Raw genomic sequence first — 18,110 nt, forward strand, 5'->3', positions numbered from 1 at the left:
TCACACCGCCCAGCAGGCGCAGCCGAGCGCGCCCCAGAAGCTCTTCAGGTCGGCAATGGGCAGCTTGCTGCTCCAGGCCGTCGCGTGGCTATGGCCGTGCACGTTGCAGTTGTTGGCGCAGGCGCAGGCCGCGGCGGCGTTGCGCAACACCTTCTGCATCGGCGCGCCTTCGGCGGTGTCGGCCCAGCCGGCATAGCCGCCGAAGGTGCGCGCGGGCGACCAGTCGGGCATGGCCGGCGGCGGCGCGCCTTCGTCTTGCGCGGCGAAGGGGCCGGCGCCGTAGACCACCTTGCCGCCCACCATCGTGAGCAAAGCCGTGGTGTCGGCGATGTCCGATTCGGCGCAGGCGAAGAAATCGCGGTCGGGCACCACCAGGTCGGCGAGCTGGCCGGCCTGGATGCGGCCCTTCTTGCCCTCTTCGTTCGAGAACCATGTGACGTTCTCGGTCCACAGGCGCAGCGCCTGTTCGCGGTCGAGCAGGTTGCGCTGCGGCGTGATCTGCATGCCACCCACCGTCTTGCCCGTGACCAGCCACGACAGCGACACCCACGGGTTGTAAGAGGCCACGCGCGTTGCGTCGGTGCCGGCCGAGACCTTCACGCCCTTTTCGAGCATGCGCTTCACCGGCGGCGTCGCCTCGGCCGCGCCGTAACCGTAGCGCTCGACGAAATACTCGCCCTGGTAGGCCATGCGGTGCTGCACCGCGATGCCGCCACCCAGTGCCGCGATGCGGTCGATCGACTGGTCGGAGATGGTCTCCGCGTGGTCGAAGAACCAGTTCAGGCCGGCCAGCGGCGTGTCCTGGTTGATGCGCTCGAACACGTCGAGCGAGCGGCTGATGGTCTCGTCATAAGTCGCGTGCATGCGCCAGGGCCAGCGGTTCTGCACCAGCACGCGCACCACTTCTTCCAGCTCGCCTTCCATTTCGGGCGCCATGTCGGGGCGCGGCTGGCGGAAGTCCTCGAAGTCGGCCGCCGAGAACACCAGCATCTCGCCAGCGCCGTTGTGGCGGAAGTAGTCGTCGCCCTGCTTGTATTTCGACGAAGCGGTCCAGTTCAGGAAGTCTTGTTTCTCCTGCTTGGGCTTCTGCGTGAACAGGTTGTAGGCCAGGCGGATGGTGAGCTGCCCGTCGTCGGCCAGCTTCTGGATCACCTGGTAGTCGTCGGGGTAGTTCTGGTTGCCGCCGCCCGCGTCGATGGCGCCGGTCACGCCCAGGCGGTTGAGTTCGCGCATGAAGTGGCGCGTCGAATTGAGCTGGTAGTCGAAGGGCAGCTTCGGGCCCTTGGCCAGCGTGGCGTAGAGGATGGCCGCGTTCGGCTTGGCCAGCAGCAGGCCGGTCGGGTTGCCGGCGCTGTCGCGCACGATCTCGCCGCCGGGCGGCGCGGGCGTGTCCTTGGTGTAGCCCACGGCACGCAGCGCAGCGCCGTTGAGCAGTGCGCGGTCGTACAGGTGCAGGATGAAGACCGGCGTGTCGGGCGCGACGGCGTTCAGCTCCTCGATGGTCGGCAGGCGCTTTTCCGCGAACTGGTGCTCGGTGAAGCCGCCCACCACGCGCACCCATTGCGGCGCCGGCGTGATCGCCACTTGCCGCTTGAGCATGCCCATGGCGTCGGCCAGGCTGCGCACGCCGTCCCAGCGCAGCTCCAGGTTGAAGTTGAGCCCGCCGCGAATGATGTGCAGGTGGTTGTCGATCAGCCCCGGCAGCACGCGCTTGCCGTGCAGGTCGATCACGCGGGTGTTGCCGCCGGCCAGCGGCAGGATGTCGTGCGAGCGGCCGACGTGGGTGAAGCGGCCGTCCTTGATGGCCACGGCGTCGGCCGTCGGGTTGGCGCGGTCGAGGGTGGTGAACAGCCCGCGGTGCAGGATCAGGTCGGGCGGGGTCGTCATGTTCTCAGCCATGGCGGGTTTCCTTGTTGGGGGTCTCGGCGGCGGTCTGGGCGGGCAGGCATTTCGGCAGTTCGCCGAACACATGCGGCTTCACCTGGTGCTGCAGCCACGAAGTGGCCACGGCATCGGGCTTGAGCACGCTCTTGATGAGCGGCGGGATCTGCTCGCCGAGCAGTATCCCCAGAAGCCCCACCAGGGCGATGACCGGCGGCGCTGGCGAGCGCACCTGGAACAGTGCGTAGATCACGCCGACCAGCAGGCCGAGCGCGAGCGACAGTACATAGGGCTTCATGATCTCGTCGGCCTCGTATCGTCGATCAGCCTTCGTGGGCGGCGAACATGGTCTTGGCGTAGGTGACGCCCAGGCCGTAGGCACCGCCCACCTTCTTCGCGATGCCGGTGGTGAGTTCGTAGGTCTCGCCGCGGGCCCAGTCGCGCTGCAGCTCGAGCAGGTATTGCAGCGAGGTCATCGGCTGCGCGCCGGCCTGCACCATGCGCTCCATCGCGCGGTTGTGCGCCTCGGCCGACACGTCGCCGCAGGCATCCGCAATCACGTACACCTCGAAGCCCTGGTCCAGCGCCGACAGCGCCGGGCCGACGATGCACACGCTGGTCCACAGGCCCGCCAGCACGATACGCGGCTTGCCGATCTGGTTCACGCGATCGATCACGGCGGCGTCTTCCCAGGTGTTCATCGAGGTGCGGTCGAGCATCTTCTGGCCCGGGAAGGCGTCGGTGATCTCGCTGAACATCGGGCCCGAAAAACTCTTCTCGGCCACCGTCGTGAGGATGGTCGACACGCCGAAGCCGGCCGCCGCCTGCGCCACCAGCGCTGCGTTGTTGCGCAGGTTCACGGCGTCGATGGAGTGCGTGGCAAAGGCCATCTGCGACTGGAAGTCGATCATCACCAGCGTGTGGTCGGTGGGCGTGAGCAGCTTGGCGCCGGCGGTGGGGGTGGCCTTGATGGACATTTGAAAAGCTCCTGGGGTTGAGTTGAGGTTCGATTGAATTCACAATTGCGTTCGGAGGGAATCTCCTTGGCATGGGCTGAATCATCGGGCTCCCCTCCACCGTCATCGACGAAACTTTTCACCGTCAATGATCGAATTTTTCGATCTTTCTTTTTCGACAAGGACCGCCGCGTGCTCAAACTCAGCCTGGAAGCCATCGAGGTCGTCGACGCCATTGCGCGCCACGGCTCCTTCGCCGCCGCCGCCACGCGCCTGAACAAGGTGCCCTCCACCATCTCGTATGCCGTGGGCAAGCTCGAGGAGCAGCTCGGCATGCTGCTGTTCGAGCGCAACGGCCCGCGCGTGACCCTCACCGCCGCCGGAGAAGAAATGCTCAAGGAGGGCCGCTGGCTGCTCAGCGCCGCGAACGATCTCGAATCGCGCATGCGGCAGATCGCCACCGGCTACGAGTCGGAGCTGCGGCTGGTGCACGACTCGCTCATTCCCACGCACGCGCTCATCGACGACATCCGCGCCTTCGAAGACCTGCGCTGCGGCACGCGGCTGCGCATCGGCTGCGAGGCGCTCACCGGCAGCTGGGAGGCGCTGCGCGAGGGGCGCGCCGACATCGTCATCGCCGCGGGCGACGGGCCGGCCGGCGGCGGCTACCAGGCGGTGACCGTGGGCAGCCTCGACTTCGCGTTCTGCGTGGCGCCTTCGCACCCGCTCACGCGGCTGGGCCGGCCGCTGCAGCGCGGCGACCTGCTGGAGTGCAACGCCATCGTGGTGGGCGACAGCGCGCGCACGCTGTCGGAGCGCACCGTCGGCCTGCTGGCCGGCCAGCCGCGCATCACCGTGCCGTCGATGCCCGCGAAGATCGCCTGCCAGGTGGCCGGACTGGGCCACGGCTTCCTGCCGCGCGCCTGCATCGTGGGCGAGCTGAAGCGCGGCACGCTGGTCGAACTGCCTACCGAGGAACAGCGCCCGCCCGAGTCCTTCTGGCTGGCCTGGAAGACCGGCGCGCAGGGGCAGGCGCTGCGCTGGTGGCGCGAGCGGATGAACCGCACGCTGGTGCCGGCGCTGCTGCCGCGCTCGGCCTTCTGAGGATGAAGACGTCCAGCCCGCGGCGCGCGGCTCTTCAGTTCCCGGCCTTTCTTTTCTCGCTGCTCGTCTCCAAGCTGGCCGACCAGATCCTGCTGTTCCTGGTGCCGCTGGTGGTGTTCCAGGTGACGCAGGACGTGGCCTGGTCCGGCTATGCCTTCGCGGCGGAGACCTTTCCGCGCTTCCTGTCGTTTCCCATCTGCGGCGCGCTGTGCGACCGGATCTCGCCGATCAGGCTGCTGCGCGGCAGCCAGATCTTTCGGGCGCTGGTCTGCGTGCTCGGCGTGCTGGGCAACGAGGCGCTGGGCGGCATCGGCTGGCTGGTGGGCCTGTCGGCGGTGTGCGGCGTGCTGACCACCCAGGGCGTCATGGCGCGCGAGGTGATGCTGCCGCAGATTGCCGGCAACGGCCACGGCTTCGACAAGGTGCTGGCCTATGCGCAAACGGCCGAGCAGACCGGCATGGTGCTCGGGCCGCTCATTGCGGCGGCGCTCTTTGCGTTCTGGCCCTGGCAGGCGGTGGTGGGCGCGGCGGCCGCCCTCTTCCTGCTGGCGGATGTCGCCACCGCATACTGGCGGCGCGGCAACCCGATGCAGCTGCATGAACCGCAGGCCGCCAAAGGCCACTTCCTGCAGCCGATCAAGACCGCGCTCGGCCATCTGCTGCACCTGCCCGGCCTGCTGCGGCTGACCGGGCTCACGGCCGGCGTGAACCTGATGCTCGGCACCACGCTCGCGTCTTCCGCCGCGATGGTCACCGGGCTGCACCATCGCTCGGCCACCTACTACGCGGGGCTGCAGACGCTGGGCGCCGTCGCCACCATCGTGATCCTGCTGAGCATCATCCGGGGGTCGTTCGCGCTCAAGAAGATGGGGCTCACCGCCTACCTGCTGATCTTCGGCGGCGGCCTGCTCACGGCCGTCAGCACCAGCCACTGGGGCTATGCGGCCGGCTTCCTGCTGGTGATCGGGTTCGACAAGATGTTCAGCATCTACATCCGCATCCACCGCCAGCGGATCATTCCGGCGCACGACTACGGCAAGACCACCGGCGTGATCGTGCTGCTGAACAACCTGACGCAGCCGCTGGCGGGCCTGCTGGTCGGCGCCTTCGCCGATGCGACGCAGACGCGCATGGTGATCTTCGGGTTGTGCATGCTGGTGGGCGCCATCGGCATCGCGGCCGCCCTTGCCAGCCGAAGCAGCAGCGCTACAGCACCTTGACCGCGCGGCCGATGAACTGGATCGGCCCGGTCGGCCGGTCGATGGGCGAGCCGTTCTCCGGCTCCAGCGTGAGCTCGAACAACTGGTTCGGCTCCAGCGGCGGCAGCTTGTCGATGGGAATGCGCAGCGTCTGGCCCTGCTTGACCAGCCCCAGCGACACCGGCCCGCGCCACTGATCGGCCTTGGTCCAGAACTGCAGCGTCTTCTGCGGCGGCACTTCGATGGTGCCCAGCGGCACCAGGCTCAGCTGGCGCGACGACGTGGTCTGGATCACCCAGCCCGGCGACTTGTCCTGCGGGGCGACCAGCACCACCATGTACTGCGGCGTCGGCGCCGGTCGGGTAACGAGCACCGCCACCATCAGCGCCGCAGCGGCAAAGCCGCCAGCAGCCAGGCCGCGCCAGAGCTGCAGGTTGTTCCACCAGCTCGCGAAGCCCGATGCACGCGCCGGCTGCCCGGCCTTCGGTGCGGCGGCGGCAACATTGCCCAGCGTGCGCTCGATGCGCGACCACAGCGCGGGCGACGGATCGGCCGGCGGCGCCAGCGAGGCCAGCGGCAACAGGCGGGCTTCCCACGCCTGCACCGCATCGCGCAGCGCGGGCTCGTCGCGCATGCGGGCTTCCACCGCCGCGCGTGCGTTGGCCGACAGCGTGCCCAGCACGTACTCGCCGGCCAGCGCGTCGATGTCTTCGAAATTGCCGAAACTGGAAGAAGCGGTGCCGCTACTCATGCCATGCACTCCCGCAGCGCGCGCATGCCGCGCTGGATCCAGGCCTTGACCGTGCCCAGCGGCGTCTGCAGCCGCTCGGCGATTTCGCCGTGCGAGCAGCCTTCCACGTACGCATAGAGGATGCAGTCGCGCCGCGCCGGCTCCAGCCCGCCCAGGCAGCCTTCGAGCCTGCCGAGGTCCGCGCGCAGCTCGAACGGGTCGGCGGAGGTGGTGTAGGCCGCCAGCGCGGCCTGGTCGTCGATGGCCTCGGCCGCGTCTTCGCTCACGTCCACCTGGCGTGCGCCGCTGCGCACCATGTTCAGCGCGGCATTGCGCACCACGCTGTAGATCCAGCCCCGGCCTTCGCCGCGCGCCGGGTTGAAGGTTTCCGCGCGCTGCCAGATGCTGATGAAGGCATCGTGCAGCACGTCTTCGGCCTGCTGGCGCTGGCGCACGATGCGCAGCGCCACGCCCAGCAGGTAGCGGCTTTCGCGCTGGTAGAGCTGTTGCAGGGCCTGACGGTCACCGCGTGCGCAGGCCATGAGGGCGGCGTCGTAGTCGAAGGGCGAGGTGGTTGGCGGGTTCTGCACGGCCCGATGGTAGTGGAGCCGGCGGCCCCGCCGCCGAATCGCCCCCCGATCAGGACGCCTTCCAGAAGATGTAGTCGGCCTGGTACTGCACCACCTGCTTCTGGCCCTTGGTGGCCGGCGTGCAAGGCACGGCCGCCGGCGCCACGCCGCCTTGCAGCGCCACGCGCTGGATATACGTGACGCCCGTCATAGCGCCGCTGCCCGTGGCCGGGTTGGCCTTGACGAGCTGGTACGGCAGGCTGGTCGGGCCCGAGGGCGCGACCGCCAGCTGCGTGGCCGTGAGCTTGGAGCCGTCGTTCGACTCCCAGGTGGCCGGCGGGCCGTAGTACTTGCCGACCTGCTTGCCGCCGCGGTCCCACAACTTGGCGTCGGGGCCGACGAACACCCACTCGGTCTGGCCCGGGGCATTGGCCTTGTCGCGGCACTCGTAGGTGATGTCGCCCTTGCCCACGGTTTCCATCGCGACCTTGTTGCCGGCCGGCACCTGGATGGTGGGCGGCAGGCTCGACTGGTTGAAAGCCGGGGTCATCGACATCGAGCCGCAGGCGGTGAGCACCGCGGCAGCGGCGGAAACGGCGCCGAGAACGGCGAGCGAACGGGCGGGACGGGAGGTGTGCATGGAATTTCTCCTGGGGTTGTAGAAGGTCAGCAGCTCCTCGCTGCTGAAGGGTCTACACGCCAGGGGCGGGTTTGGATGCAGGGGGCGTGAAAGAAATTTCTGCGACAGGCTGTCGCAGTATTTCCACGCTGGCACGTCATAGATTGAATTGATGCCTGGGTGCGCTCTACCGCTCACCGCGACGCATGATTCCATCTGCCACGGCCTGAACAGTCCAAGCAATGAGCATCGCCCCAATTGGGATCAGAGGCTTCAGGACCATGCCGGGGACGACTACGGTCATTGGTATCGAGTACAGAAGTAGCCATTGCAGCCTATCCCGCCAAGCATGGTCACACAAAGCGGAAGACGAACCTCAACACCAGCAGTGATCTGGGGAGCGACGCCCTCATCGCCTGCGACGCAGCACGTCGAAACCGCTTATGCGCTTTCGTGTTGACGCACTTCACTCACCCCTTCCCCCGTATCACCTGCGCCACCAACGCCAGCGCCGCAAACCCCAACATCACCCACACCCCCGAATAAAGCATCCCCAACTCCGTCCCAGCCCCGATCGCCGCAGTCAGCACAGCCAGCCCGCAGGCCCCGCCCACCTGCAGCGAACTGTTCAGCAGCCCCGCCGCCAGCCCTTGCTCATCGTCGGCCACGCCCGTGGTGCCGGCCACCATCAGCGCCGAGATGCTCAGAGCAAAGCCCACGCCCCACAGCAATGAAGCCGGCAGCAGCACGCCCCACAGATCGGGCTCGGGCCCGATGCCGAACATCAGCAGGTAGCACGGCACGAAAGCCGCGAGCCCGGCCATGAGCACGCGCCTCACGCCGAAGCGGCTGATCAGCGCGCCGATCTTCGGGCCGACGACCACCACCATCAGCCCCGCCGGCAGCAGCACCAGCGCCATCTGCCACGGCTTCCAGCCCTGGATGTTCTGCAGGTACAGCGCAATCAGAAACTGAAAGCCCGCCGCGCCGCCGTACAGCAGCGCCGCGCTGATGTTGGCCGCCACCAGCCCCCGGTTGCGGAAGATGCCAAGGCGCACCAGCGGCTCTTTCACGCTGCGCTCGATGACGACAAAGCCCGCCAGCAACGCCACCGCCGCCACGAACCCGCCCACCGTGCGCAGCGAGGCCCAGCCCGCCTCCTCCGCCGACACCACGGTGAACACCAGCAGCAGCATGCCCGCCAGCAGCGTGACGGCGCCGCCAACGTCCAGGCGCGGGCGCTCGGTGCGTGGCGCATCGGGCGGCAGGTAGCGCAGCGCGGCCAGCAACAGCAGCACCGCCACCGGAATCGGCAGCACGAAGATGTAGCGCCAGTCCAGCGCCGCCAGCAGCCCGCCGATGAGCAGGCCCGACGAGTAGCCCGATGCCTCGAACAGATTGAAGATGCCGAAGGCCTTGTTGCGCGCCGGCCCTTCGGCAAAGGTGGTGGTCAGCAGCGACATCGCGGCCGGCCCGGTGAAGCCCGCGGCCATGCCCTTGACGAAGCGAGAGACGATCAGCAGCCCCGCGTCGGTGGCAAACGCGCCGCCCACCGACACCAGCGCAAACACCGCCAGCCCCGCCACCAGCACGCGCCTGCGGCCGAACAGGTCGGCGCAGCGCCCGCCCAGCAGCAGAAAGCCGCCAAACGCCAGGATGTACGCGCTGACCAGCCACTGCGCCGTGGCAGCGCCCATGCCGAACTCCTGCTGTATCTGCGGGATTGCCACCACGATCATCGAGATGTCGAGCCCATCGAGCAGAATCACGCCGCTGAAGATCAGCAGCGCGATCCACATGCGCGCGGGCCAGTGCAGGGGGTCAACGCCTTCATCGTCAGGGTACGCGTTGCACGGGTTCAAGCTGGCAGACATTTTTCAATTGCTCCGATCAATCCATGGTTTCTTCAGATTCGATTGGCTCGATCGTCCCGCGCCGCGCGCGCTTTGAAAAACGAGTAGTTCTCAACGAACCATCAAATGGAGCTTGAAGATCGATGGCATCGACGACGCCGGTGACGATGACGACGACGAACCGCATGCTGCCGGGCACGCGCGCCCTGCGAACCTTCGAGGCGGCCGCGCGGCACCTGAACTTCACGCGCGCGGCCGACGAGGTGGGGCTCACGCCCGCGGCCGTGAGCTACCAGATCAAGGACATCGAAGACCAGTTGGGCGTGGTGCTCTTCACGCGCACCAGCCGCAGCATCCAGCTCACGCCGGCCGGCGCCGTGATGTTCGAGGCCACCGCCGATGCGCTCGACACACTGCATCGCGCCGCCGGCCGCGCCCGCAAGCTCACGCGCAACGCGGCGCACCTGCGCGTGTCACTGAGCGCGCGCTTTGCCACCAACTGGCTGCTGCCGAGGCTGCCGCAGTTCAGGGCCGCCAACCCGGGGCTGGAGCTGAGCTTCGACATCAGCGACGAGCTGCGCGACTTCGAGGCCGACGACATCGACGTTGCCATCCGCTTCGGCACCGGGCAGTACGAGGGCGCGCGCGCCGACCGGCTCTTCGAGCTGGACATCGTGCCCGTGTGCAGCCCCCGGCTCATCGAGACCGGGCCGCCGCTGAACGAGCCGCGCGACCTGTTGCTGCACCACACGCTGTGCTACGTCGACTGGAAGACCGACACCATGACCTGGCCCAACTGGCGCATGTGGATGGCCGCGGCCGGCGTCGATGATGACTTCGACGACAGCCGGTGCGTGGCGTTTTCCGATTCGGGCTACGTGGTGCAGGCCGTGCTCGAAGGCGGCGCGGTGGGGCTGGCCGACCTGGACATGATCGAGGCCGACCTGAAGCAGGGGCGGCTGGTGAGGCTGTTCGACGTGGGCGTGAGCATGGCGCCGACGTATGCGTATCACCTGGTGTATCCGCAGGGGTACGAGGAGGATGCGCGGGTTGTGGCGTTCAGGGAGTGGATGCTGGGGGAGATGGGCGCGGACGAATGGGTTAGCGCAAACGGCGGGACTGAGGTGAGGCAACCGGGCGGGCCGGCTGCCTGAACTTTCTCAGACTGACTTAGCGTTGCTACGTCAGCTGACGGTCGACTTCGGCGCTTTTAGTGCGGCGCGCAGGGTGCCGGCTGCAGCGTTGACGGTGTCGATGCGGCGGCTCAGTGCTTCATTGAGCAAGCGCAGCAAGGCGCTCAGTTCGGCGCGATTGAGCGCAAGGTCGCCGCTATCGTTGACGGCGCCTGGGTCTACGAGCTTTTCGAGAGCGATGTAACCGCGCATGACCTCGTTGAGGGCATCTGCGTCGTCGCAGGTTTGAAGGGCGAAGTCGTCGAATTCGAGAAACGACGGCTCATGGGACGTGGAAGGATTGTCAGACTGCGCGCGGGCGCGAGCGGATTCAGCCATTAGATGGTCTCCAAGTTGCGCAGAGTTCATCAGGCTTCCAAACCCGGCCGCACCATCTAGCGCGACCGCGTCAGTGTATATGTGCAGATTCCTCTAGACGCTCACGCCTCCTTCAGAACGTCACATTAATCACGGTTCGCCCATTCGTTTGAATGTGACTTGAATTGAGGCCAATAGCATCAACTCGCTTGAACATAGCTTAGTCGACGGCGCCATCTCCTAGACCGCGCATCAACTCATTAAATTTCTGCTGGCCCAGCATTTTTTTAATAGAAGCAACAAACTCAGAATCAATCGACATGGCAAATGCGATTAGTCCACGAAGTTTTGCCACCTCATCCAAATTTAGTACGCCAAATCCGAAATGATGCGCCATCGCTCTGATTTCCCTCTTCTTTTCTCGACCCAGCGATGCACGACCATCATTTGACAAAATCAACCCTGTCAATTGACGTTGATGCTTCTTCGAAGTAAATACTGTCTTTCCTTCATTCAGTCGAAGGCGAGGATATTCTAAAGTTCGGCAAATTTCAACAACGCGCGCCTTAACACTCTCAAGTACACGCGGTGTATTGGTTGAAAATGCCAAATCATCAGCATATCTAGAATAGCGAACATCAAACTGCTCGCAGTATTCTTTAATTGCCAAATCAAAAGGATACATAACAGTATTTGACACCAATGGCGAGCTTGGGGCCCCAATGGAAAGAATCAATCGCTTGCTATCTGCATCCGCCCTAAAAAGCAAGCGTACCATTGCAATTTGGTCGGGCAACGTGAAATTGGAAAATCGCTCAACATGCCTTCGAAAATCCGCGCCTTGAATCGACGGAAAAAAGTCTTCAAAGTCCAACTTGAGAAGATATTTGCCAGAAGCGTGAAGTTGCGCGTGATCCTTAATCCCCAGACCAGAACGATAAGCCGTAGCCGCGCTATGGATTGGCAACAACTGCAGATAATTTGACACCAACCATTTCTGCACCAATTTTAGTTCTGCTGTAGGCTGGGCAATCAACCTCAGTCCACGGCCATTTCGTTTTTCGATATTATGAATTTTATATCGACGAGGGGCTGTATAGATCAACAATTCCACTTCCCTGCGTGAAAATGGAAAAGCGATCTGCAATCGCTCAATCAGTTCCATCCCGCACCTCTTCCGTGGATTTGCTCGTACGCCTTTTTCCGATTGGCGTCCTTTTTTAGTTGCTCAAATGCAACTGTCTTAAACCTAGTTCGATCGAATCGTTCTCCTGGACGCGCCGCGTCATAGTCCATATAAGACTCTCGATTTTTCACAGGCGCCACCAAATACCTTTGCTCGTACTGGCGTGCTTCGGCAACAAGATTAAATAGCTTCAGTTGACCAGTCACCCTGCGAAAAGTATTTCTATCAAACTCAATCCCGAAAAACTCCAAGAGACTGATAATTTCAGTTTCTTTTGCAGCCCCAAAAAGCTCCACAAGATCCGTTATTAAAAGAAGTTGATCTCTAATTCTTCCAGAACGAATCAACTCCTTTCGAGGGTTATCATTTATCTTTCCTTGTAGGGCCTCGGCAACAGCAGAGGCCTCAGCGTAAAACTCCTCTGGCCTGTTCGCTTCTACGACACAAATAGAGGCATCGGAATGCTCTCCCGCAAGCTTTTTTAGCGGGCCGTGAACAAGAAATGAATCTTCAAGGAAATGTGCTCGGCTAATTACTACAAGAAGCCGCTCTGACAGGACTTCATCCATGCAGAAAGCGCCCAATTCAGCAAGTGCTCCACTTCCCTCTGAAAAAAGCAAAATTGCACCTGAAAGTGCACCCGCCTCACGTTCAAAATCTACAAGATTTTGATACCCATGAAACCTATTCCACTCGGGATAGTATTCGGGAAGTTGAAATTGCTCTTGGAGTGGGCTTCGAGTATCGGAAGCCCAGTTGAGAAAAACGTTTCGAAATGAAGAATTTCGATATTTTTCTTCAATTCCAATAGGGCCGCTCCCGAATACCAAAATGATCTTCGGAAGGCGACGCAAACGAGTCCTCAGGGGATCGACGCTTACTTTGAATTGTTCTATAGCGTCCACAAATATGTTCAATTACCTAAATTAGGCACGAAAGCGGCATGCGCCGAATCGGGACCTACCGGACACGGATTCGGCGCATGCCGATTTCGTGCCGTTGTTGTAGTCCACTGCATTTCAGTCTGGCGAAGCGCCCGACATTGATAGCTAACTCCTGCTACCGATACGCGTAATTGAACGGTCATTCTTGCAGACGTTACAGGACTTTGCAAGGCAAGAAATCCCGCGGTTTCGCTTCGTCGACATCCTTCGGATTGGCTTGTGTAATCCGATCTGAGTCTCGATCACTATTGATTTCAAATCAACTATCTTCTGCCCCACCCCCCAATTTATCCGCAAAGGTAACCGCAAGACACTCCTCCACATCCATTCAGGAGTGCCCTCATGCCAATCGCCTTACTAGCGCTGACCCTCAGCGCCTTCGCCATCGGAACGACAGAGTTCGTCATCGTTGGCCTCATCCCCACAGTCGCAGCCGATCTCAACATCGGCCTCCCCTCCGCCGGCTTGCTGGTCAGCCTCTACGCACTGGGCGTCGCCATTGGCGCGCCGGTGCTCACGGCCCTCACGGGCAAGCTGCCGCGCAAGGCGCTGCTGCTCGGGCTGATGGCGCTGTTCACGGTCGGCAATCTGCTGGCGTGGAAGGCGCCCAGCTATGAATCGCTGATTGCCGCCCGCGTGCTCACGGGGTTGGCGCACGGGGTTTTCTTCTCCATTGGCTCGACGATTGCCACCGGCCTGGTGCCGAAGGAAAAGGCGGCGAGCGCCATCGCGATCATGTTTACTGGCCTCACGGTGGCGCTGGTCACGGGCGTGCCGCTGGGCACGTTCATCGGGCAGCACTTCGGCTGGCGCGAGACTTTCCTGGCCGTGTCGGCGCTGGGCGTTGTCGCGTTCATCGGCAGCTGGGTCTTCGTGCCCTCCAACATCCGCCACACGCCGCCGGCCTCGCTGGCGCAGCAGGCCAAGGTGCTGGCAGAGCCGCGCCTGTTGCTGGTGTATGCGAAGACGGCCATCGGCTATGGCGGCTCGTTCATTCCGTTCACGTTCCTGGCGCCGATCCTCACTGACGTGTCCGGCTTCAGCGCGGGCGCCGTGGGCTGGGTGATGCTGGTGTACGGTGTGTCGGTGGCGGTGGGCAACATCTGGGGCGGCAAGCTGGCCGACCGCATGGGCCCCATTCCGGCGCTGAAGGTCATCTTTGCGCTGCTGGCGGCTGTGTTGCTGGTGTTCAACTTCGCGGCGCCGCACAAGTGGCTGGCGCTGCTGGCGGTGCTGATGTGGGGCGCAGTGGCGTTCGGCAATGTGCCGGGGCTGCAGGTGTATGTGGTGAAGCAGGCGGAACGCTTCACGCCGCAGGCGGTGGACGTGGCCTCGGGCCTGAACATCGCGGCTTTCAACCTGGGCATTGCCGGCGCGGCCTGGGCCGGTGGGCTGATCGTGACGCACCTGGGGCTGATGCACACGCCGTGGATTGGCGCGCTGGTGGTGCTGGTGTCGCTGGCGCTCACGCAGTGGAGCGGCGTGCTCGACCGCCGCGCCGGCATTCCGGTTCGCGCTTCGGGGCCGGTGCCGGCCGGCCACTGAACTTCTTTTCTTCTTCTCTTTTTTCAACGCACAAGGACAACACATGAGCACGAACAACAGCAACCCCGTTCCCGCCTTCGGCCTCGGCACCTTCCGCCTGAAGGGCCAGGTGGTGATCGACTCGGTGAAGAACGGCCTCGACGTGGGCTACCGCGTGATCGACACGGCGCAGATCTACGGCAATGAAGCCGAGGTGGGCCAGGCCATTGCAGAAAGCGGCGTGGCGCGCAAAGACCTGTTCATCACCACCAAGATCTGGACCGACAACTACGCGAAGGACAAGCTGGTGCCCAGCCTGAAAGACAGCCTCGCCAAGCTGCGCACTGACCATGTCGACCTGACGCTGATCCACTGGCCCTCGCCCGGCAACGCGGTGCCGGTGGCGGAGTTCATGGGCGCGCTGGCAGATGCCAAGGCGCAGGGGCTCACCAAGCACATCGGCGTGTCCAACTTCAACATCGCGCTCATGAAGGAAGCCATCGCGGCCGTGGGCGCGCAGAACATCGCCACCAACCAGATCGAGCTGCACCCGTACCTGCAGAACCGCAAGGTGGCGGAGTTCGCGAAGAGCCAGGGCATTCACATCACGTCTTACATGACGCTGGCCTACGGCAAGGTCATCACCGACCCGGTGATCGAGGCGATTGCCAAGGCACACGGCGCGACCACCGCGCAGGTCACGCTGGCATGGGCGATGCAACTGGGCTACGCGGTGATTCCGTCGTCCACCAAGCGCGCGAACCTCGAAGGCAATCTGCGCGCGCAGCAGCTGAAGCTGACGGATGCAGAGATGGCGCAGATCGCCGCGCTCGACCGTGGCGAGCGGCTGACCGACCCGGCCGGCCTGTCGCCGGCCTGGGACTGATCGCGACAGCAGGCCGGCCGCCGGCCTACCAGTACACAGGCTTGAAGCCCCAGGCCTGTGCCGCGAACCCGGTAAAGCTCAGGGGGTTGGCCACGGCGTTGGCGCCAGACGTGTCGCTGGTGAGTTCGATGACCACCGGCGTCTGCGAATTGCTCGCGCCGTACTTGCTCTGTATGTACCAGTAGCCGGGCACCTCGGTGGAGAGCAGGCTCCAGAGCTGGGTGTTTGCATCGCCGGGTGCCTTGGGTTGCATCACCACGGGCCCTGACCCGGTGGTGGTGTGGGGCTGCAGGGTCATGACGTATTCGGTGCCCATCTGCGTCTGCAGATACCACCACCCTGGCGCCAGCGGCCCGGCCGGAACAAACAGCCACTGCTGGTTGCCGGTCTCCGGCTGGTTGACCGTGTACCCGATGACCTGGGTGCCCTCGGCTATGTTGTTGTAGTGCACGTCCAGCACGTAGTGGCCGCCGGGCAGGTGCTGGATGTAATACGGCCCGAGGTTAAGTTCGCCCGTGGAAGTGCCGGATGCTGCCTTGGCTGCTGCTGCACCCTTTGTTGCGGTGATCGACATCGTCGTTTCTCCTTTCCGGGAATGCGTTTGCGTTCTTTGCTCGTAGGTGCCGCTCAGGTCCGCACGGGGCCGAGCACGTGGTCGACCCAGTACTTCTCCAGCAAAACTTCGGCATGTGCGGTGTCTGCGTGCTTGCCCTTGTCCTGCAGCAGGTCGATGGCCGGCTGGTAGGTGGTGTTCTCCGGAATGAAGAAGGGCAGCGTCGGGTTGATGTTGGCGTAGCGCTTGCCCAGCAGCATCTTCGCGATGGTCGGCATGAGCTCGGTCGAGGTGCCATTCAGGCACATGTCGAGCACCGGCGAAGACTTCGCCTGGTTCATGAGAAACGGCGGCGTGTTGTCGAAGGGGTTGGCCACGCCGTTCATCCACTGGTCGGCGCCCCAGTTGTGGGTGTCGGTGGCAATCCAGTCGGGCATGTAGCCGGTGCCGATGGTGATGGCGGTGATGTCTTCGAGGTTGTAGCCGGCCTTCACGGCCAGCGCGATGGCCGCGACCGTCGGGTCGTGGTTGAAGAAGGCGCCGTCCACGTTGCCTTCGTACGAGCCCAGTTGGCCGGGCATCGCGCCACTGGAGGTGGCCGCCTTCGCGATGGTCACGTCGCCCAGGTCGGGGTCCATGTTCGTGTACATGAGCGGCTTCCACGGTATGGGCGTCTGCACGGAGTTCTTCACTTCGAGGCCGCCCACGTTGAAGCTCACGAACAGCACCTTCTTCCAGTCGACGTCCTGCACCTTCTTGTCGCCGTGCAGTGCGAACTGCGAGTCGTAGGCGTCGCTGATCTTGTACGCGGGCTCCTTCGGGTTCGTGTTCATGTTGTCGTAGAACGAGATCTCTCCCCTGCCATCGCGTTCGGAGAAGAAGGTGATGAGCTGCGACGGCGTCTTCCCCGCGAGCAACTCGCTCGTGATGATCGAGCCCGTCGAGCATCCGGCGATGAGGTCGGTGTTGTCGAGGATGTGTGGGAACTTCGTGTAAAGCTCGTTCAGGATGGTGACCGACATCAGCCCTCGTATGCCGCCGCCAACGAACGAGAGGATGGTGAACTTCGCGTTATCCGCCATTGCCAGCTCCTTTCAAAGAAATGACTTCCCGGCTTGGGGAAGCGGAGTCTGGGCGCTTGGCGTGCTTGTCGCTACGAGTGGAATCCCGTTCAATCCAACCGCGTAATTCCTGAGGCCGCGCAAGAAATTGAATCGCACCAGCGTGGTGAAAAACCTGCTGTTGAAGCGGCCGTTTTCATGCGTTGGATTCGCATGGCTTGACCAGGGGCGAACCTAAGTTCGCGCTCATCGGCACACTGATTCTTCCGGCGTCTCTACCGCGTTCACTACGAAGAAGCGGTTCATTCCGTCCATGGTGTCGAAGAAGCCCCGCTTCGAGCGGCGCACGGGCGTGCCGTCGAGCAGCCTGTAGCTCACCGCGCCCTTGATGGTGGGATAGCGCTTCGAAATGCTCACGCGAACCAGGCACTCCGTGCTTTCGATGACGGTGTAAGAACGCTCGCGCGCATCCACGACCTCGAAGCGGCCGGTCTCATGGAGGACGGACTCGTAGGTAGCCATGAACAGGTTTTTTCTGCGCAATGCCGGCGCGGGATGCCGCACAACACGCAAACCGGGGGTAGGACAGTTCCTTCAACCCTGCAGAACTAGTGGCCGGGGAGGCGCTCCGATTCCAGCACGAGGGCGCTGGCCTGCTCGGCGGCGCTGGCGGCCAGGCAATCGGCCTTCAGGGCGGCGGCGACTTTCTCGGGCGCCTGCTGCAGTTCGGCAATGTCGCGCTCGCCGACGCAGTAGGTGTCGAGCCGCACGTAGATGCGCCTGAAGTTGCCGCCGAGCGCGCGCGCCACGTCGAGCAGGCAGTCGGCAAGCGTCAGGAAGCCGCCGTTGCTGTATGAGCTGGGCGGTATCACTCCCTTGGAGCGCGGGGCGCGAACCGAATAGGCATAGAAAGCTCCCTCCTTGCGGAGTTCCACCACGGGCTGGAGCCCGCGCCGAGCTTCCTTCTTTGCTTGCATGGCCGCAGTGTAGTGCGATGCATCGGCCCACTGTAGAGACCGGAGGTTCGCGTGAACCGGGGCATGCCGAATACGTTCGCCCTACCTTGCTCTTCGCGTCGCAGCCCACTCCGAAAGAATGCGAACGGCCTCGCCGTCGAGCTTCTGCTCGGCGGGCAGGCGGCGTTTGTCGAGCGGCGCACCGGCCTCGGCGCGCAGCGCCTCCACGTCGATGGGATGCCGCGCCTCGACGGTCACGCCCTCGAACGCCCGGCCCGACTGCACCAGCGATGCCGCGTAGTACAGCTTGGCGATGCCTGCGATGTGCATGGCCGCCGCGCACATGGCACACGGCTCGCACGATGTGTAGAGCTCGCAGCCCGACAGGTCGACGGTGCCCAGCCTGCGGCAGGCATCGCGAATGGCTTCCACCTCGCCGTGCGAGGTCGGGTCTGAGTGCGCGACGGAATGATTGAAGCCTTCGCCGACGATCGCGCCGTCTTTCACGACGACGGCGCCGAAGGGCTCGGTGCCGGGCTGCGTCAATGCCAACGCAGAAAGGGCCAGTGCCCGTTGCATGAATTCGTGTTGGTACATGG

The 18,110-nt window shown here is 63.9% G+C and carries 20 protein-coding genes; 5 read left to right on the top strand and 15 right to left on the bottom strand.

What is annotated here, in order from left to right; all coding sequences use genetic code 11:
* The 3 genes from ACWV14_RS27525 to ACWV14_RS27535 are packed head-to-tail and all read right to left on the bottom strand — an operon-like array spanning position 1 to position 2,858.
* Complete coding sequence (locus tag ACWV14_RS27525) at positions 1-1,899, bottom strand: amidohydrolase (protein WP_454904678.1); 1,899 nt, start codon at positions 1,897-1,899, stop codon at positions 1-3.
* Positions 1,892-2,179 (bottom strand): DUF1427 family protein, encoded by a 288-nt coding sequence (locus ACWV14_RS27530; RefSeq protein ID WP_454904680.1) that lies wholly within the window; start codon positions 2,177-2,179, stop codon positions 1,892-1,894. The genes ACWV14_RS27525 and ACWV14_RS27530 overlap by 8 nt, the downstream gene beginning before the upstream one ends.
* Positions 2,180-2,204: 25 nt before the next feature.
* Positions 2,205-2,858, bottom strand: coding sequence for a hydrolase (locus ACWV14_RS27535; RefSeq protein ID WP_454904682.1), 654 nt, complete (start codon positions 2,856-2,858; stop codon positions 2,205-2,207).
* A 171-nt stretch (positions 2,859-3,029) separates the two neighbouring features.
* Here ACWV14_RS27535 and ACWV14_RS27540 point away from each other — a divergent pair, with 171 nt between their 5' ends.
* Entirely contained in the window at positions 3,030-3,941 is a 912-nt protein-coding gene (locus ACWV14_RS27540; protein ID WP_454904684.1) for a LysR family transcriptional regulator, read from the top strand.
* Positions 3,942-3,943: 2 nt separating this feature from the next.
* Positions 3,944-5,161 (top strand): MFS transporter, encoded by a 1,218-nt coding sequence (locus tag ACWV14_RS27545; protein WP_454904686.1) that lies wholly within the window; start codon positions 3,944-3,946, stop codon positions 5,159-5,161.
* On the opposite strand, the gene ACWV14_RS27550 is transcribed toward ACWV14_RS27545, so the two are convergent.
* The 4 genes from ACWV14_RS27550 to ACWV14_RS27565 form a co-directional block, all read right to left on the bottom strand.
* On the bottom strand, positions 5,148-5,891 hold the full coding sequence (locus tag ACWV14_RS27550) for an anti-sigma factor (protein ID WP_454904688.1): 744 nt from the start codon (positions 5,889-5,891) through the stop codon (positions 5,148-5,150). The genes ACWV14_RS27545 and ACWV14_RS27550 overlap by 14 nt on opposite strands.
* Complete coding sequence (locus ACWV14_RS27555) at positions 5,888-6,412, bottom strand: sigma-70 family RNA polymerase sigma factor (RefSeq protein WP_454906093.1); 525 nt, start codon at positions 6,410-6,412, stop codon at positions 5,888-5,890. Before ACWV14_RS27555 ends, ACWV14_RS27550 begins: the two co-directional genes overlap by 4 nt.
* Positions 6,413-6,509: 97 nt before the next feature.
* A complete protein-coding gene (locus ACWV14_RS27560) occupies positions 6,510-7,079 on the bottom strand; it encodes a DUF3455 domain-containing protein (protein WP_454904689.1) in 570 nt (189 codons plus the stop codon).
* 449 nt (positions 7,080-7,528) lie between these two features.
* The gene (locus tag ACWV14_RS27565; protein ID WP_454904691.1) at positions 7,529-8,932 is read right to left on the bottom strand and encodes an MFS transporter; all 1,404 of its coding nucleotides are present in this window, start codon (positions 8,930-8,932) and stop codon (positions 7,529-7,531) included.
* Positions 8,933-9,054: 122 nt separating this feature from the next.
* Here ACWV14_RS27565 and ACWV14_RS27570 point away from each other — a divergent pair, with 122 nt between their 5' ends.
* Positions 9,055-10,065: a LysR substrate-binding domain-containing protein gene (locus ACWV14_RS27570; RefSeq protein WP_454904693.1), complete on the top strand. Its 1,011-nt coding sequence runs from the start codon at positions 9,055-9,057 to the stop codon at positions 10,063-10,065.
* Between the two features lie 30 nt (positions 10,066-10,095).
* Here ACWV14_RS27570 and ACWV14_RS27575 read toward each other — a convergent pair whose 3' ends face one another.
* The 3 genes from ACWV14_RS27575 to ACWV14_RS27585 all read right to left on the bottom strand — a co-directional run bounded on the left by ACWV14_RS27575 (position 10,096) and on the right by ACWV14_RS27585 (position 12,504).
* The gene (locus ACWV14_RS27575; RefSeq protein WP_454904695.1) at positions 10,096-10,422 is read right to left on the bottom strand and encodes a hypothetical protein; all 327 of its coding nucleotides are present in this window, start codon (positions 10,420-10,422) and stop codon (positions 10,096-10,098) included.
* Between the two features lie 199 nt (positions 10,423-10,621).
* Positions 10,622-11,566, bottom strand: a complete 945-nt coding sequence (locus tag ACWV14_RS27580) for a retron St85 family RNA-directed DNA polymerase (protein ID WP_454904697.1) — start codon at positions 11,564-11,566, stop codon at positions 10,622-10,624.
* On the bottom strand, positions 11,557-12,504 hold the full coding sequence (locus ACWV14_RS27585) for a retron St85 family effector protein (RefSeq protein ID WP_454904699.1): 948 nt from the start codon (positions 12,502-12,504) through the stop codon (positions 11,557-11,559). Before ACWV14_RS27585 ends, ACWV14_RS27580 begins: the two co-directional genes overlap by 10 nt.
* A 369-nt stretch (positions 12,505-12,873) precedes the next feature.
* Here ACWV14_RS27585 and ACWV14_RS27590 point away from each other — a divergent pair, with 369 nt between their 5' ends.
* On the top strand, positions 12,874-14,076 hold the full coding sequence (locus ACWV14_RS27590) for an MFS transporter (protein ID WP_454904701.1): 1,203 nt from the start codon (positions 12,874-12,876) through the stop codon (positions 14,074-14,076).
* Positions 14,077-14,119: 43 nt separating this feature from the next.
* Complete coding sequence (dkgB, locus tag ACWV14_RS27595) at positions 14,120-14,941, top strand: 2,5-didehydrogluconate reductase DkgB (protein ID WP_454904703.1); 822 nt, start codon at positions 14,120-14,122, stop codon at positions 14,939-14,941.
* A gap of 25 nt (positions 14,942-14,966) precedes the next feature.
* Here dkgB and ACWV14_RS27600 read toward each other — a convergent pair whose 3' ends face one another.
* The 5 genes from ACWV14_RS27600 to ACWV14_RS27620 all read right to left on the bottom strand — a co-directional run bounded on the left by ACWV14_RS27600 (position 14,967) and on the right by ACWV14_RS27620 (position 18,108).
* Positions 14,967-15,515, bottom strand: coding sequence for an RICIN domain-containing protein (locus ACWV14_RS27600; RefSeq protein ID WP_454904705.1), 549 nt, complete (start codon positions 15,513-15,515; stop codon positions 14,967-14,969).
* A 53-nt stretch (positions 15,516-15,568) separates the two neighbouring features.
* Positions 15,569-16,576: a patatin-like phospholipase family protein gene (locus ACWV14_RS27605; RefSeq protein WP_454904708.1), complete on the bottom strand. Its 1,008-nt coding sequence runs from the start codon at positions 16,574-16,576 to the stop codon at positions 15,569-15,571.
* A 225-nt stretch (positions 16,577-16,801) separates the two neighbouring features.
* Positions 16,802-17,077, bottom strand: a complete 276-nt coding sequence (locus tag ACWV14_RS27610; protein WP_454904709.1) for a hypothetical protein — start codon at positions 17,075-17,077, stop codon at positions 16,802-16,804.
* A gap of 86 nt (positions 17,078-17,163) precedes the next feature.
* Positions 17,164-17,532 carry a hypothetical protein gene (locus ACWV14_RS27615; RefSeq protein ID WP_454904711.1) on the bottom strand — a complete coding sequence of 123 codons (369 nt, stop codon included), beginning with the start codon at positions 17,530-17,532 and terminating at the stop codon, positions 17,164-17,166.
* Between the two features lie 81 nt (positions 17,533-17,613).
* Positions 17,614-18,108: a nucleoside deaminase gene (locus ACWV14_RS27620; RefSeq protein ID WP_454904713.1), complete on the bottom strand. Its 495-nt coding sequence runs from the start codon at positions 18,106-18,108 to the stop codon at positions 17,614-17,616.
* Between the last annotated feature and the right edge of the window lie 2 nt (positions 18,109-18,110).

The organism is Variovorax durovernensis, assembly GCF_977011995.1.